General features: G+C 43.8%; 13 protein-coding genes. 4 read left to right on the top strand and 9 right to left on the bottom strand.

Annotated elements, in window-relative coordinates; translation table 11 throughout:
* Positions 1-41 precede the first annotated feature (41 nt).
* From B3D47_RS14125 to B3D47_RS14115, 3 genes are read left to right on the top strand one after another with little or no spacing between them, the layout of a single operon-like run.
* The gene (locus B3D47_RS14125) at positions 42-1,049 is read left to right on the top strand and encodes an isopenicillin N synthase family dioxygenase (protein ID WP_286862643.1); all 1,008 of its coding nucleotides are present in this window, start codon (positions 42-44) and stop codon (positions 1,047-1,049) included.
* Positions 1,046-1,927: a hypothetical protein gene (locus tag B3D47_RS14120; RefSeq protein ID WP_286862639.1), complete on the top strand. Its 882-nt coding sequence runs from the start codon at positions 1,046-1,048 to the stop codon at positions 1,925-1,927. Before B3D47_RS14125 ends, B3D47_RS14120 begins: the two co-directional genes overlap by 4 nt.
* 8 nt (positions 1,928-1,935) lie before the next feature.
* Positions 1,936-2,265, top strand: coding sequence for a DMT family transporter (locus tag B3D47_RS14115; protein ID WP_004280373.1), 330 nt, complete (start codon positions 1,936-1,938; stop codon positions 2,263-2,265).
* A gap of 67 nt (positions 2,266-2,332) precedes the next feature.
* On the opposite strand, the gene B3D47_RS14110 is transcribed toward B3D47_RS14115, so the two are convergent.
* From B3D47_RS14110 to B3D47_RS14095, 5 genes are all read right to left on the bottom strand, one after another.
* Positions 2,333-3,355: an ABC transporter substrate-binding protein gene (locus B3D47_RS14110; RefSeq protein WP_286862638.1), complete on the bottom strand. Its 1,023-nt coding sequence runs from the start codon at positions 3,353-3,355 to the stop codon at positions 2,333-2,335.
* The gene (atzF, locus tag B3D47_RS14105) at positions 3,352-5,160 is read right to left on the bottom strand and encodes an allophanate hydrolase (protein ID WP_286862635.1); all 1,809 of its coding nucleotides are present in this window, start codon (positions 5,158-5,160) and stop codon (positions 3,352-3,354) included. Before atzF ends, B3D47_RS14110 begins: the two co-directional genes overlap by 4 nt.
* A gap of 2 nt (positions 5,161-5,162) precedes the next feature.
* The gene (locus B3D47_RS14100; RefSeq protein ID WP_180185231.1) at positions 5,163-5,612 is read right to left on the bottom strand and encodes a CopG family ribbon-helix-helix protein; all 450 of its coding nucleotides are present in this window, start codon (positions 5,610-5,612) and stop codon (positions 5,163-5,165) included.
* Positions 5,613-5,616: 4 nt separating this feature from the next.
* The gene (locus B3D47_RS14810) at positions 5,617-5,730 is read right to left on the bottom strand and encodes a hypothetical protein (protein ID WP_005222148.1); all 114 of its coding nucleotides are present in this window, start codon (positions 5,728-5,730) and stop codon (positions 5,617-5,619) included.
* A gap of 1,081 nt (positions 5,731-6,811) precedes the next feature.
* Positions 6,812-8,083 (bottom strand): MFS transporter, encoded by a 1,272-nt coding sequence (locus tag B3D47_RS14095; protein WP_286862632.1) that lies wholly within the window; start codon positions 8,081-8,083, stop codon positions 6,812-6,814.
* Between the two features lie 356 nt (positions 8,084-8,439).
* Here B3D47_RS14095 and B3D47_RS14090 point away from each other — a divergent pair, with 356 nt between their 5' ends.
* Positions 8,440-9,663, top strand: coding sequence for a CaiB/BaiF CoA transferase family protein (locus tag B3D47_RS14090; RefSeq protein WP_286862629.1), 1,224 nt, complete (start codon positions 8,440-8,442; stop codon positions 9,661-9,663).
* Positions 9,664-9,761: 98 nt separating this feature from the next.
* Here the strand turns inward: B3D47_RS14090 and B3D47_RS14085 are convergent, their stop codons facing one another.
* From B3D47_RS14085 to B3D47_RS14070, 4 genes are all read right to left on the bottom strand, one after another.
* Positions 9,762-11,423, bottom strand: coding sequence for an AMP-binding protein (locus B3D47_RS14085; RefSeq protein WP_286862627.1), 1,662 nt, complete (start codon positions 11,421-11,423; stop codon positions 9,762-9,764).
* 76 nt (positions 11,424-11,499) lie between these two features.
* On the bottom strand, positions 11,500-12,996 hold the full coding sequence (locus tag B3D47_RS14080) for a flavin-containing monooxygenase (RefSeq protein WP_286862625.1): 1,497 nt from the start codon (positions 12,994-12,996) through the stop codon (positions 11,500-11,502).
* A gap of 15 nt (positions 12,997-13,011) precedes the next feature.
* On the bottom strand, positions 13,012-13,851 hold the full coding sequence (locus B3D47_RS14075) for an alpha/beta fold hydrolase (protein WP_286862623.1): 840 nt from the start codon (positions 13,849-13,851) through the stop codon (positions 13,012-13,014).
* 128 nt (positions 13,852-13,979) lie between these two features.
* Entirely contained in the window at positions 13,980-15,782 is a 1,803-nt protein-coding gene (locus B3D47_RS14070; RefSeq protein WP_286862621.1) for an acyl-CoA dehydrogenase C-terminal domain-containing protein, read from the bottom strand.
* Between the last annotated feature and the right edge of the window lie 157 nt (positions 15,783-15,939).

Genomic DNA, 15,939 nt, shown 5'->3' with positions numbered 1-15,939 from the left:
TTAATCGCTGTGTTGGACGACCAACATTAGAGGTGATTGTCATGCAAGCGCAATATGTACTCCCACTGGTTGATATTTCAAAATTGCAAAGTCCGGATTTAGCCGATCGTATTGAAGTTGCTCATGCTCTGGATCATGCCTGTAAAGAAGTCGGATTTCTTTATCTGCAAGGCGACCAGTTTAATTTTGACTACGCCATAGCCCTGATTGAAATGGCCCAGTCCTATTTTTCTCAGGATCTGGACACCAAAATGCAGCACTATATTGGCAAATCAAAAAACCATAGTGGCTATGTGCCGATTGGCGAAGAACAGTTTGCCGGCAACAGTTATGATTTAAAAGAAGCCTATGATGTCAATTATGATTATCAGGGTACACAAAAAAACTGTCCTTTACTTGGCCCCACCTTATGGCCAGACCATCCGGATTTCAAGTCTATTGTCAGCCAATACTACAGCCATCTGCGTGAGATCAGCCGGCAGATTTTTTCTGCCTTTGCACTAGCGTTGGGCGTTCGTGAGGACTTTTTTGAAAGCAAGATTACTGATGCACCAAGTCAGCTACGCTTGATTCATTATCCCTATAATCCGGAAGTGCTAGATGCCGAAGGCATTGGCGCACATACCGATTACGAATGCTTTACCCTGCTGTTACCCACCGCACCCGGCTTACAGGTTTTAAATAAAGCCGGTGAATGGATCGACATTCCACTGATTGAAAATACTCTGGTAATGAATATCGGTGACATGATGGAAATTTTGTCAAATGGTAAATATCTCGCCACCAAGCACCGCGTGAAAAAGGTCTCGGAAGAACGTTATTCATTCCCACTGTTTTGCGCCTGCAATTATGACACCGTGATTGAACCGGTTATTCACACTGAAAATTCCAAATACTCTGCCCTGATCGGGGGTGAGCATCTGTTTAATCAGACCGCCCAGACCTTTCAATATTTAAAACAGCGCATTGCTAGCGGTGAACTGGTCTTAAAAAATGCTGTACCACTTTCTTCTTTTGGACTTGAAGAACAGGCGGAGACAGCATCATGAATCTGTTTGAAGTGATTAAGACTTTAAAGCCCACTATCCCTCAGCCAGAGATTATTCCGGGCTTTTTATTCGGTGCTTTCCGGCGTAAAAGTATCAGTTTTTATAATGGCCTGACTGATGAAAATACCATTGTGTACTGGTTTCAGTCGCGCAGTTTTACCATTGATCTTCGTCTAAAAAGCCAGACGGGAACTGCTGTCCAGGAACGCCAAGGCTGGATTGGCAATACGCTTTGGGATAGCGCTAGCCAGCTATTGTCCTGGGAAGTGAAAGACTACGCCAATTACCAGAATCATGTGCAGTGGCCGGAACCAGCCAAGTTGCATGCGATTGGCAACTGCATTCTGGAATTTTCTCCAAGTAATGTCTATGTCGAAGACTGGCGCCAGCAGGTACAGCACGGTTTATTTTTAGGCCTACGTCTTCAGTCTGCGCTTGATGTTCAATCTGGTCAGACACTGGAAATGGATGGCGGCCTGATTATTTGCGCTGATCATATTGCTTATGCCCTGACGCGTTTGCCTGAAGTGCAAAGTACAGTCGCTCAAATGGACTTGAAAGCTGTTGATCCGACCGTGTTTGCCTTGTTGGAAAGTTTTGAGGTTTCTATCGGGACTGATGGTCAAGCTAAAACTTACAGCACCTGCAGCAGTGAGACAGGTAAAGCTTTTAACCTGGAAAATTTTGAAGTTCTCAATGGAAGCAGTCTGGTTCAGCATGTCATTTTAGATGGTCGCGACATTGACCTGATTTTTGAGCTGGATATATACCAGCCGGATTACCAATTTCAATATGCAACCCCCACGACTATACAAGCTGAAAGCTGGCTGAAGTCAGAACAGGATCACCTGATGCAGCATGCAGAACGGGTGTTATAGGGAGAAATATGTCTTTTTTATATCTATCGATTGCCATTATTGCAGAAGTCATTGCAACTTCTGCATTGAAAGCCTCCAATGGTTTTAGCGTGCTCTGGCCTTCACTTGCCACCATTGCCGGTTATGCCGTTGCCCTGTTTTTCCTGTCACTGACCATGAAAACTATTCCGATGGGCATTGCCTATGCAATCTGGTCTGGTGCCGGCATTATCCTGATTTCAACGGTTGGCCTCTTGGTGTTTAAACAGCAACTGGATCTTCCCGCGCTGATCGGTCTGGCGTTTATGATCATTGGCATTATTTTTATCAATGTCTTTTCCAAAAGTACGCAGCTTTAATTTTTTGATATTTATCTGATAATAAAAAATCCCCAATCTGGGGATTTTTTATGCACGAGATCAGGCTTTATTGCAGCTCTTGTACCAGCGTTGGAACAATCACGCCATCCACATTCATTTCAGTCGTATAAATACCGTTGGCCACATTGAATTTATTGACATGGTAGCTGGATCCATAGATCGAATCGAAGCCATCACCCTTGGTAAAGACTTTCTTATTGGCGGCCAAATCCAGTAAATGCGTACCATCAATGAACTGCATATAGGTTTTCGCATCGACACCAACCCGCTTGGACATGATCTGTGCAGCATCTTTACGAGTCGCCGGGTCATTGATGTATTTGACGGTTTTATCCCAAACCTGAATCACCTTTTTCCATTGCTCTTTATTGGCTTCCAGATGGGCTGGATTCACGGTCAAGGTATCGTAAATTAATCCCGGCTTGTCTTTAGAGGTGAAAATAATCTTGGAACCGGCCACCGCGGATAAAGCCTGATTCGCCACTGGCTGCCATACCGCAATCGCATCAATATCGGGAGTGGCAAACACCTGTGGCAATTCATTGGTCATGGTATTGACCAGTTTAACTTCATTCAGTTTAACCTTGGCATCATCCAGTGCAGTGGACAGTAACAAGTGATCAACGAGGCCTTTTTCAGTCGCGATTGTTTTACCGCGCAGATCCTGAATCGAATTAATGCCATTCTTGGCAATAATCACGTCATTTCCAGCTGAATAATCAGTCGCCATGATCATCACACCCTTGGTACCGCCAGAGCCAGTGACCAGATTGTCACCATTGGTGACCAGTACGGCGTCCAGCTGGTTGGCAGCAAAGGCAGACAACGAACCCGAATAGTCGAACCATTTAAAATCAGCTTTGACCCCTGCTTCTTCCAGCCAGCCTTTTTCAATCGCCACCTGCCAGGCCACAAAGCCCGGCCAGTCACTATAACCAATCCGGATGGGCTGAGTAGTCACACGTCCTTCTGCCTTGGCACTTGGTTCAGGTACTTTAGCGGTATTGTCACAGCCACTAAAAAGGATTGCAGACAGTACGGAAACGGACATCAGTGCTTTTTTGATCATTTTGCGACTTCCCCTATGCATTCACATTTAAATTTGGTATTTGAAAGTTGTTTAGATTTCATAAATTCGCGCCAGCCACCGAAATGACTGATATCTGTTGCATCTTCAAGTGCATAGCCTTCACAGATAAAGCCTTTGACCCAAGTACCATCGATCAGCTGAACATTACCGATCCCCAAAGGTGCTGGCACTTCTGCAACAATGTCCCCGAACAGTGCACGCGGAATGTCCCAGACTTCGACTTCAATTGAACAACCTTTCACGCTGTATTGCAGGCCGGGTTTTGGCGGTGTGGTATTTTTTAAAGCATAGAGTTTGTAATGCGAAGCAGTCCGGGTCTGCTTGATCAGGGTGCCACCACGTGTGGTCAGCTGAAAATTCAGCGGCATTCCGGTCAGATGTGCTCCGACGACAGCCAGTTTGACGCTGTGACCCGATGAGATTTCAGTTGTTTTTTCATAGCTAAGTTCAGAGGTGCCCAGTTTTACCTGGCTCGCCTGCTGCCATTTTTGCCCGAATTTGGCCAGTGCTTCATCCATCCAGGCTGACGCAATAAAGGTCACGCCCGTTGGCAAATCATCAGCACGAATGCTATTTGGTAGCGCCAAAGCTGACAGATCGGCAAAATTGACAAAATTGGTATAAGCGCCCATGTGGCTGTTTTTGACCAGAGGATCGGCTTCTACTTCTGCAATGCGATAAATAGTGGGTGCAGTAGGCACCATCAAGGCATCATAATCTGCCAGTGTATTTTGAATAATACGGCTCAGGCGGGCGCGTTCATATTCATCTTGCATGGCATCGACCGCATTGAACCGGTCTGCCTGCGCAATAATCTGGCCAATTACCGGATGGGTCTGCTCGCGTTGCACCATTTTTTCTACGGCACTGGTACGTTCAGCCACCCAAGAGCGGTTATACAAGGCCGCTGCCAGTTGCTGAAATGGAGCAAAATCAATCGGCTCAACCGTATAACCCAAGCTTTGTGCACGTGCGATCGCCAGATTAAACGCTTTTTCAGTTTCAGCATCTCCATAAAATTCCAGTGTATCCGGAATGGCAATTTTGCCTTTTGAAAATTGGCTCGGTACATTTTGAGGATGTACTCGGGAATAATCATCACTGGCATCATAGCCCTGCATGACTTGCGCCACCTGCCAGGCATCATCCACCGTTAAGGCAAAAATCGAAATCACATCGATGGTGCGGCAAGCCGGAATCAGGCCTGTAGTTGAAAACCAGCCTTTGGTCGGTTTGAGTCCGACAATATTATTGTGCCCTGCTGGTACACGTCCTGAACCTGCAGTATCTGTACCCAGTGAAAATGGTACTAATCCATTGGCTACCACCGCGCTGGAACCTGAGCTCGAACCGCCACTGATATATTCAGGATTAAAACTGTTCTTCACAGCGCCGTATGGGGAGCGAACACCGACCAGACCTGTCGCAAACTGATCCAGATTGGTTTTACCCACGACAATCGCTCCAGCAGCTTTTAATTTGGCTACTGCGGTTGCATCGGAAGTCGCCAGATAAGCTGCTTCTTTACAAGCCGCTGTGGTATAGAACCCCGCAACATCAATATTGTCCTTGACCGCAAATGGCACCCCATAAAGTGGCAAGCTTTCAATATCTGCACCAGTCAATGCATCAATTTGTGCCTGTAATTGTGCTGCTGTCGCAATTGATATCCAGGCATGGTCTTCATTTTCAAAAGCTGCCACATAGTTCAGCAAGTCTTGAATTTGAATCTGTTGCTGCTGATAAGCCTGCTGCCAATCTTGAATTGTCCATAAGCTCTGCATGGCTAAACTCCTGCTTTATTTTCATTTTGTGGAATGGGAGGCATGACGGCATCCATTAATTCCAGATGGCCTTTGATCACCCCTTTTAATGCGGTAAATTGCTGGCCAATGTGTTTGAGATCTGCACTCAAGCCCTGTATCAGCATGACTTCCATCACCTTGTTATCATCAAGTTGAATGTGCAGTGAACTGATCACCTGACTTAAAAACTGTTGTTGTAAATCAATTAATTGTGTCCGAAGCGCTTTTAAACTCATGTCATATAATAAAGTTAAAGTCCCCACCATCACTTCATTGCGCTGTTCCAGGTCTTCAATCAGGTGTTTGTTGATCATGTCGACAATCGCTTGAGACCGGTTTTCATAGTGTTCTTCAACAATGCGCTGATCTAAAGCAGCTAGGGTGGATTCCGGCACAGTCACGCTGATCCGTGCCAATTTTTGTTTAGGCACGGTTTTATCCTTTAAAAGTCAGGTCTTGTTTGATGTATAAGCCAGCGCGTACGCTGAATAATTCGATCAGGAATTTTTTAAACGGATGCAGGTTTTTTTTAGCTTGAACCGTATTCATGTGCATCTCCTTAAGTATTACGAAAATTATGTTTTGTATTACTTAAACAAATGCAGAATGCGTGCCAATTTTTAGCTATTGCGACTTGGCGAATAAACTTGAATTCAATGGCAAAAAAAAGCCCCATAACATTGAGATGGGGCTTGTTTGAAAGCAGAGTTAGTTGATTATTTCACCGGTTTATTCCATTTTTCTTGCTCATGTCCTTGCTATTGTTTTTATACATGCATGGTTAACCGATGTTTGTGATTGAGTGATCAAGTGTATTGCTCTCCTCTATTTATGTTGTATCTAAATAAAAGCAGAAAGCGTGCCAAAAGATAAAATTAAGTTGATTAGGTCAGAATAAAAGAGAAATGAGCTACATAAGCACAGGTAGCAAAAATGAAGATGATTTACTAACCTTAAATATGCCTAAGAAATGTACCATTTTGCACCATTCAGGTTCATTAGTGCATCAAAGGGTGGCTGAGTTGTTTAAGGCAAAGCAGATTAAGTTAGTTAGGTGAAAAACAGGATTAACTCTAAAATATAAAAAATTAACCTTTTTAGATGGGGTATCTAAGTCACCTTAAAATGCATAAAATCTTCTTGTAATTGTTTTTTTGTAGAAACGGCGTTATATCTTAATAAAATAATTCCACCATGTTTAGCTCAATATTTTTCTTTTTTAGAATTTAAGGAAATTTCTGCAATGGTGCTACACTCCTGATTTTTTCATAAATTTAAAAAGAATTAAAATTTTGTTTTTACGGCGTTTTACATCAAACTCCAAGAATGCTTTCTTGCAATAATGATAAAGCAAATTTAATTGAGAAATTTCCTTATTTTTCGAATGTAAAGCTATCTTTAAATCAGTATATTGTTTTTGCAACACCCTATTCGAGGTGGATTTGTTCGTCAGTTTCTTGTGGGCTGTCATAAAGCCCAACCCAAAATTATTATTAAATAGATCATAAATTATATTAAAAATTGATTCTAAATAATTTTATACACACAATTCATAGGGGAAAAGTTTTAAAATCATAAAAAACCGCCCTTACCGACGGTCTTTTTTGTTACTAGTTCATCAAGCCACCGGTTATGCTTTTTGTGGATCGTATTGACGGTCTTTAATGAAAATCCCGGACACTGCCCCACACAAGAAATAGGCACCGCCCATAATCAGGAAGCCTAGGCCAATTGAACCACCGCTGGCTGCCGCACCAATAATCGCAGGTGCAAACATGGCGCCAATACGGCCTGCATTATAAGCACCGCCTACCGCAGTACCGCGAATCGAGGTGGCGAAGCTTTCTGTCATATAAGTGGCATTAATCGCATATGGAATACCATACAGGAATCCAAAGAAAATCAGCAGATAGGCAATGTTATCTAGCGTATTGAATAGCACAATCACGGGCAGGAAAATCGCCGTTCCAATTGCTCCAAACGAAAAGACAGCGCGTCTACCCAGACGGTCTGCGGCAAAGCCCGCCAGAATTTTCCCGAAAATCATCGCCACATAAGTACCAATCATATAGCCGGCCATAGATTTAAAATTCATGTGCAATTCAGATTCCAGATATGCCGGCATCCAGTTGTTTACGCCATAGTAGCCAAATTGCAGAAAACCGGCCGTAAAGATCCACAAAATAAACATTCTACGATTTGCAGGATCCGCGAAAATTTCTTTGACTGTGCTTTTTTTAGCGGGCTGCTGTGCTGTGATTTCAGCTGGGGCATATAGACGCTGCAAACGTGCACGCTGCCAGGATTCTGGCTCAGGAACCATTTTCTGGATAAAAATCGCCATAACCGAGGGAATAATGGCAATAAAAAACAGGGTTCGCCAGCCATATTCTGGAATGATCCAGCCTGCCAGTACAGTGGCCACAATATAACCGACAGTCCATCCTGCCTGTAAGGTACCTAAAACCGTGGTGCGATATTCAGTTGAAACATATTCAGCCATGAGCGTATTGGCGGCAATATATAAAGAGCCTATGCCAAAGGCAGAAAGGAAGCGTAAAATAGCGAACTGTTCAAAGTTTTGTGCAAAGCCTAAGGCTGCGGTCAATATGGAAAATACCAGAATCGAAATGACTACGGTACGTACGCGCCCCAGACGGTCACAGGCCCAGCCGCCCATAAAACCACCAATCGCCATACCCGCAAGGGTAAAACTGCCCAGTGCACCAGCCTGCAGATTACTGAGACCAAACTCTGCTTTCAGGCTATTTAAACTGAAAGACAGCAGCAACATGTCCGCGCCATCTACCAGTAAAGCCAGAAAGGCGAAAATAAAAGCAATTTGCTGCGTTCGTTTGGTCGTAGGTTTAATCTTTTCTAATTCTCTCGCTAAATCCGTCATATTTAAATCTCTGTTTTCCTATCCTTAGGTTTTCATGATCTTTTATATTTAAAGCTATTCCGCTAATGAATATGCTTTAAGGCTAATCCGTTTTTAATTCACTTGATTGACTCCTTTTGTAATCCTGTCTGGGAGATCGCTTTTTCCTTTTTATCAGTGACCTCTTGTTCTTCGTTCATACTTATATTTGCATCAGGCTAAAGAAAATAAGATGAATATTCATCATTTTAGATGTTTTATTTTGTTATACGAAATTTATTATCATAAAGTTGATTGTTCTTTCATTTTCATATAGCTTTAAAAAGAGGGATAAGAACGATATGTCATTTGAATATGATCGAACAGGGAGCGTAATAATGGGTGCCTTAACAGGATTTCGTGTACTGGATTTAAGCCGGATTTTGGCTGGGCCCTGGTGTAGCCAGATTCTGGCTGATCTGGGTGCAGAAGTGATCAAGATTGAAAAACCGGATCATGGGGATGATACCCGTATCTGGGGACCACCTTGGCTTAAAAACAATCACCAGCAAGATACCCATGAATCGGCTTATTACCTGTCAGCCAACCGTGGCAAGCATTCGGTTGCAATCGATTTATCTACACCTGAAGGTCAAAGTATTATCAAAAAACTTGCTGAACAGAGTGATGTAGTCATTGAAAACTATAAAGCCGGTTCGTTGAAACGATACGGGCTGGATTATGAAAGTCTGAGTCAGCTAAATCCGCGACTGGTATATTGTTCTATTACCGGTTTTGGCCAGAATGGTCCGCGTGCGCAAGAGCCGGGCTATGATTTTATTGTTCAGGGAATGGGTGGCATGATGAGTGTCACTGGCGAACGTGACGATCTGCCCGGTGGTGGCCCGCAAAAAGCAGGTCTGGCCTTTGCCGATTTGACCACCGGCTTATATGCCGCAATTGCCATTCAGGCGGCATTATTGTCGCGGGAAAAAACCGGTGAAGGCCAGCATATCGATATGGCACTGCTGGACACCCAGGTGGCTTCCCTCTCTGTTCTGGCCATGAATTATCTCACCTCAGGCAAAGTACCCGGTCGCTTCGGAAATGCGCATGCCAATATTGTGCCCTATCAGGTGTTCAAAGCCCAGGAAGGTGAATTTATTATTGCCTGTGGCAACGATCTGCAATTTCAAGCTTTGTGTCAGGCCGTTGGTCTGGCCAAGGTGGCAGAAGATCCTCGCTTCTTGAAAAATTCAGGACGTGTTACACATCGTGAAGAACTGACCACAGTTCTACAGGCTCATTTCTATACTCGACCGGCAAGAACCTGGGTGGATCTGATTCATGCGGTTAAAGTACCAGTAGGAATGATCAATGACCTGAAACAGACTTTGCAAGAAGAACAGGTATTGGCACGCGATATGGTGATTCAGATGCCGCATACCTTACGTGAAGATTACACCTCAATCGGTTCACCGATTAAACTCTCCAAAACACCGGTAGAATATAAAAAGGCCCCACCTTGTCTGGGTGAAGATACCGATGCCATTTTGAGTCAATATTTAAGTTCTGCTGAAATGGAAGAACTGAAAAGCAAAAAAGTCATCCAGCAGCGATAAGCCTGCAAGCAGTAAAAAAGGAATCTTGCGATTCCTTTTTTATTTTGACTGTGATCAGTCAGATTTTCTATTATTCCTTAGCAGGCTTTGGCACTCGACTAAACAGTACGAGGCAGTTCACGACGTAGAATTTTGCCTACTGCGGACTTGGGCAATCCAGACACAAACTCAATGTATTTGGGCAGTTTATAACTGGTCAGTTGCTGCTTCAGATAAGTCATTACTTCATCTTGGGTCAGAGTTTCATCCTGTTTCACAATAAATCCCTTAGGTACCTGCCCGGATTTTTTATCATCAATGCCAATCACTGCACATTCCAGTATTTTGGGATGTTTGGATAAAACGCCTTCCAGCTCATTTGGATAGACATTAAATCCGGACACTAAAATCATGTCTTTTTTGCGGTCCAGAATGGTGATATAGCCCTGTTCGTCCATACAACCGATATCACCTGTCAGGAAGTAACCATCTTCGGTAAATACCTGTGCTGTTGCTTCGGGTTGCTGCCAGTACCCTTTCATCACCTGTGGACCACGTATGGCGATTTCTCCAGCCTGATTAAGCTTTACAGGTTTTCCTTCATCATTCAGAATCAGAATTTCAGTCCCTGCCAATGGCAAGCCAATCGTGCCACTAAATCGCCGGCTCAAAGGCGGGTTAAAAGTTGCAGTCGGTGAGGTTTCAGAAAGTCCGTAGCCTTCATAAATCTGGCAGCCTGTGACCTCATGCCATAACTCTGCCGTATTTTTCAGAATAGATGCACCACCACCTGTTGTAGTTTTCAGGCTTGAATGATCCAGTTCACGAAAACGTGAATGATGCGCCAAGGCATTAAACATGGTATTCACACCGGGGAAAACGGTCGGTGGATGTTTCTGGTATTGATCCACCAACGCATCCAGATCTCTCGGATTTGGAATCAGGACATTGGCAAAACCACGACTTAAACCGTAACTGAACAGGCAGATGGTAAATCCATAAATGTGATACAGCGGCAAGGCACAGAATACATATTCATTTTCAGCGGCATAGCGGTCACCGAAATGGCTGATAAATACGGTACTGTTCTGGGCGATATTAAATAGAATATTGCGATGGCTCAGTTCTGCGCCTTTAGAAACACCTGTGGTACCTCCCGTGTATTGCAGAATGACCGTATCCTCCTGATGTTGTATAGGTGTTTTAAAATCAATCATCTCTACCTGATTTACTGCCTGCCTAAAGTCAGAAAACTGTTTATCCGGATATTGTGCTGCCTGACTATAAATAGCACTTGGCTGCTCTTGAATAAAATCCAGTGGATGCGTCGAAATGACATATTTAAGTTCAGGACATTCATCTAGTGCTGTTAATTGCTCCAAAGTCTGTCCCAGGATAATCAAGGCTTCTGCACCTGAATCCTGTAGCTGATGATACAGCTCACGCTGGGTGTACATCGGATTGACATTGACCAGCACATAGCCAGCACGAATAATGGCAAATGTTGCAATTGGATACTGAATAATATTGGGTAACATCACGGCAATACGGCTGCCAGTAGTCAGCCCAAGACTCTGTAAATAGCTTGCCAGTTTCTGACTATACACATCGATATCGTGATAGCTGAATTTGCGATCCAGATAGATAAATGCAGTTTTATCCTGAAATTTCACCAAATTCTCAGCAATTGTCGTGCTCAGGGTTTTCTCAGGATCTGGCCGGCTAAACTCCGGATTGATATTCCATTTTTTATATTCTTCCATCCATGGCTGACTGCTCATGACTATACTCCTGTCCTGGATTTACATTTATTTTGTATTATTTAAACTATAAGATTTTGATTTTAATTACATATTTTTAAACCACTTTCTGTTGCCTCGTTTCAACATACTCATAGTGATAACCGCTACGAATAAAATGCTGATTTTTATCTCTAAATGAATGAGCATAATCCGGCCAGACCAAAGTCAGCTTGCGACTGACCGGGTCCAGATACCAGCTTTTACAGCTTTCCGATAACCAGACACTACCTTGCGAAAGCTGCTGTAACTCCTGCATATAGCTATTTTCAGCGCTCTGATCCGCTTCGAAAACCTGAATCTGTTCCTGCTCAAAAAATTGCAAGGCATCCAGCACCAGATCAAACTGGGTTTCCAGAAAATAAAGCGCTGAATTATGCCCGCTTCCGGTGTTGGGACCATTCAGGATGAACAGGTTTGGAAAGTTGTGTACGGTCGTTGACTGATAACCCTGCATACCGCTGGACCATTGCTGTTCCAGGCTTAAACCCTGTTTACCCACCACTTTTGCGGCATAGGGTGGACGTGCTGCTTCAAATCCGGTGGCAAATACAATGATATCTGCAGAAAATTTATTTTCAGCCTGGCTTAATACACTGTCTTTCGTAACTTCTGCCAAGGCTGAATCTTCAAGCGTGACATGCGCTTTTAAAAAGGTTGGATAATAATCATTAGACAGCAATAAACGCTTACAACCAGGTTCATAATTCGGTGTGAGTTTCTGCTGTAATTCAGGATCTGAAATCTGATGTTTTAAGAATTTCAGGCAGTTTTTCTTGACCCGCTCAATCTGGCTTTGCAGATTACGGCGCTGGGCAAAATTGTATTCATTGCCCCAGAACAAGGAATGTCTGAGGGCTGATATACTGTCCGGATCTTTGCGGAAAAGCTGTTTTTCTGATTCAGAATAAGGTCGGTCTGGTCGGGGCAAAATATAGGGCGCACTACGTTGCAATACGGTCAGGCTTTTGACCGTTTTTGCAATTTCCGGTACAAGCTGAACGGCAGAAGCACCAGAACCGACCACAACAACACGCTGATTCTCCAAATTTATCTGATGATTCCAGCGCGCAGAATGCATCACTTGGCCTTCAAATTCTTCCAGCCCCGGAATTTGCGGGAGATGCTCATCTGCCAGATGCCCGGTTGCAGTAATTAAGATCTCAGCCTGATACAGACCTGTAGAGGTGTGAATTTCCCAGATGCGTTCTCGTGCATTCCAGCTGGCTTTTTCCAGTTGGGTATGAAAATCAATATGGGGCCGGATATTTTCCTGATCACAGCATTGAATTAAATAACGCTGAATTTCTGCTCCTTGCGGAAAGACGCGTGACCAGTCGGGATTTTTAATAAAAGAGAAAGAATATAAATGGGAAGGTACATCACAGGCGACCCCGGGATAGGTATTGTCACGCCAGGTGCCGCCCACTTCTGCTGCACGTTCAATGATTTTGAAATCGTGGATGCCCTGCTGCTTAAGGCGGATTGCCATGCCTAATCCACCAAAACCACTGCCTACAATTAGAATCTTGCTGCGCTGTCCTTGAGCTTGCATTATTTTTCTCCTGTTTTAAGGCATCGACGGCTGGATTTTTTGATTCACCGGATATTGCTGTGGATGCTGGCTAAACTGATTCACCAGTTGCACCACTTCTGCCGGTGCTTCGATATAGAGCGCATGTCCTGAAGAAATTTCGATATAGCGACTGTTCGAAATTGAAGCAAACAGCAGTTTTGCTTGGGCTACAGGCACCATGCGGTCTTCACGACAGGCAACGACTAGAGTTTCTGCACAGATGTCAGACAAAGCTGATGTAATATCAATGTGATAATTCAGTTCGCGCTGTTTGGCTGCATCTTGGGATGGCTTAACAAAGCGTGCCAGATCCAACACCTGCTGTTCACTTCGTGCAGACAGATAATCATCGCTATACAGGCAATAATTGACAAAATGAGGCAAGGCCGCGGATTGTTCATTAAATAACTGTTGCCAGATAGTCGTCCGTAGTTGCTGTACCGAGCTGGTTTTGGTCCAACCAGCCAACAGAATCAAACGTGCCACACGCTGTTTTAAACTGGCTGCTACTTGTGCAGCAATCACGGCACCGAGTGAATAGCCTACCACTGTAATGATTTCATCTTCTGCAACTGCATGCTGAATCAGTGCTTCAACCTGCTGGCTAAAATCGGTCACCGCCAGATCAGCTTTATCGGGGGTATGTAAATCAATGGATAAAACCCGCTGATGAATACTCAGCATCGGAAAAATATAGCTGAAATGCTTGTCGGTATTTCCACCGGTGCCATGAATCAGAATAATAGTGGGAAATGCAGAGCGCTGTCCGACTTCATGAAAAGTAAGCTCCCGATCAGTATAAGGAAACTGTCGAGTAATCATGTCTAAATCCATATAGACTCCTGATCTTGTTGTTTTATGGTTTATTCAATACCAAAGAATAACTTTCAATATTTGAATGGGATTAGGATGCAAAAATTATTAAAAAAGACCCACGACACGAGTATCGTGGGTCAAAAACTTTAATCGAATTTGAACTCTTCAGGTTCAAGTAAAAACAGGCTTTCACCACCAACTAGAATATTGGCAGTATGTGTCGCGGTTCTTGGTAAAATCCGAGCAAAGAAGAATTGTGCAGTTTTGATCTTGGCTGCATAGAACGGATCGGTATGGCCTTCTTCAATTTTCTGTTGTGCAGTAATTGCCATTTTCAGCCACAAATAAGCCGACACCACATAACCAGAGAAATATAGGTAGTCAACTGATGCTGCCCCAATTTCATTGGCAGACTGTTGTGCTTGAGTCTGAATGGTTTTGGTGAGTTCCAGCCATTGTTCAGTTAGCTGGCTGACTTGTGCAACTTGCTGGCTTAACTGGGCATGTTGCTGGTGTTCTTTTACAAAGCCCTGAATTTCATCGGTTAATGCGGTCAGCAGATCCAGTTTTGAACCCAGTACTTTACGCGCCAGCAAGTCAATGGACTGAATTTCAGTGGTTCCTTCATAGAGGCTGGCAATACGTGCATCACGGGCAATCTGTTCCATGCCATGTTCAGCAATATAACCGTGACCACCGAAAATCTGCATACCATGCTTCGCCGCTTCTATGCCGGTTTCAGTCATTAATGCTTTGGCAATTGGCGTTAATAATGCCAGACGGTCTTCAGCTGCTTTCTTCTCATCGGGATTATCCGTTGCTTCAGCAATATCGGCATAGGTCGCCAGATAATAGGCCAGCGCACGTGAACCTTCTGCAAACACCTTTTGAGTCAGCAGCATGTTACGCACTGCTGGATGCACAATAATTGGATCTGCTGGCTGGTTGGGTGCTTTCGCACCTTCCAAAGAACGCATGGCCAGACGGTCTTTGGCATACGCCAATGCCCCCTGATAAGAAGATTCTGCTGCTGCCAGACCCTGAATAGCTGTGCCAATACGCGCCGAGTTCATAAAGGTAAACATGCAGTTCAGGCCGCGGTTTTCAGGCCCGATCAGAAAACCTTTGGCATTGTCAAAATTCAGTACACAGGTCGCATTCCCGTGAATCCCCATTTTGTGTTCAATCGCGCTGCAGACCACGCCATTACGCGAAGCCACATTGCCCGCTTCATCTAAATTAAATTTAGGCACAATAAATAGCGAAATACCTTTGGTTCCCGCAGGTGCACCGGGTAAACGCGCCAGTACGATATGCACAATATTTTCAGCCAGATCATGCTCACCGGCAGAAATAAAGATTTTTTCACCACTGATGCTGTAGCTGCCATCTTCATTTGGCACTGCTTTGGTACGGATTAAACCTAGGTCAGAACCGGCATGAGATTCAGTCAAGCACATAGTACCCGTCCAGCGACCTGCAATTAAAGGCACCAGGAATTTCTGTTTTTGCTCATCGCTTCCGTGGTGCTCTAAAGTACGCATGGCGCCATGTGACAGGCCTGGATACATGCCCCAAGACCAGTTGGTTGCAGTAATAATTTCAGAAATGGCAATACGGTATAAAGTCGGAAAACCCTGACCGCCATATTGTTCATCACCGGTTAATGAGGTAAAGCCGAGTTCCACATATTTGTCATAAGCTGCTTTAAACCCATCTGGAGTAATTACGACACCATCCTGCAAACGGCAACCCTGCTGGTCGCCTGTCGCATTAATCGGTAGAAGTTCGTTTTGGCAAAAGTCCGCAGCGACTTCCAGATATTGCTCCATAATATCCATAGAGACCTTGTCAGCGAATTTTGCATAGCCCTGATATTTCTGTTCAACGTCTAACAGGTCTTTCAGAACAAACTTCATGTCTTTTAATGGTGCAATATAATTTCTCATCGTAATTCCCTTGTATGAGTTCTAATTTGTATATTTATGACAATTAATTTCATAATACGAAATTATGTTTTAAATCCACTATAATATAATTTGAAGAATAAAATCTAGTCATTCGATGAAATTTCCCGTTTAAAAATAAAAAATATACAGGATGAAA

Origin of the sequence: Acinetobacter sp. UBA3461 (assembly GCF_002381195.1) — a bacterium.
GTDB classification, from domain to species: Bacteria; Pseudomonadota; Gammaproteobacteria; order Pseudomonadales; family Moraxellaceae; genus Acinetobacter; species Acinetobacter schindleri.
This window is presented reverse-complemented; position numbering and strand designations above follow the sequence as displayed.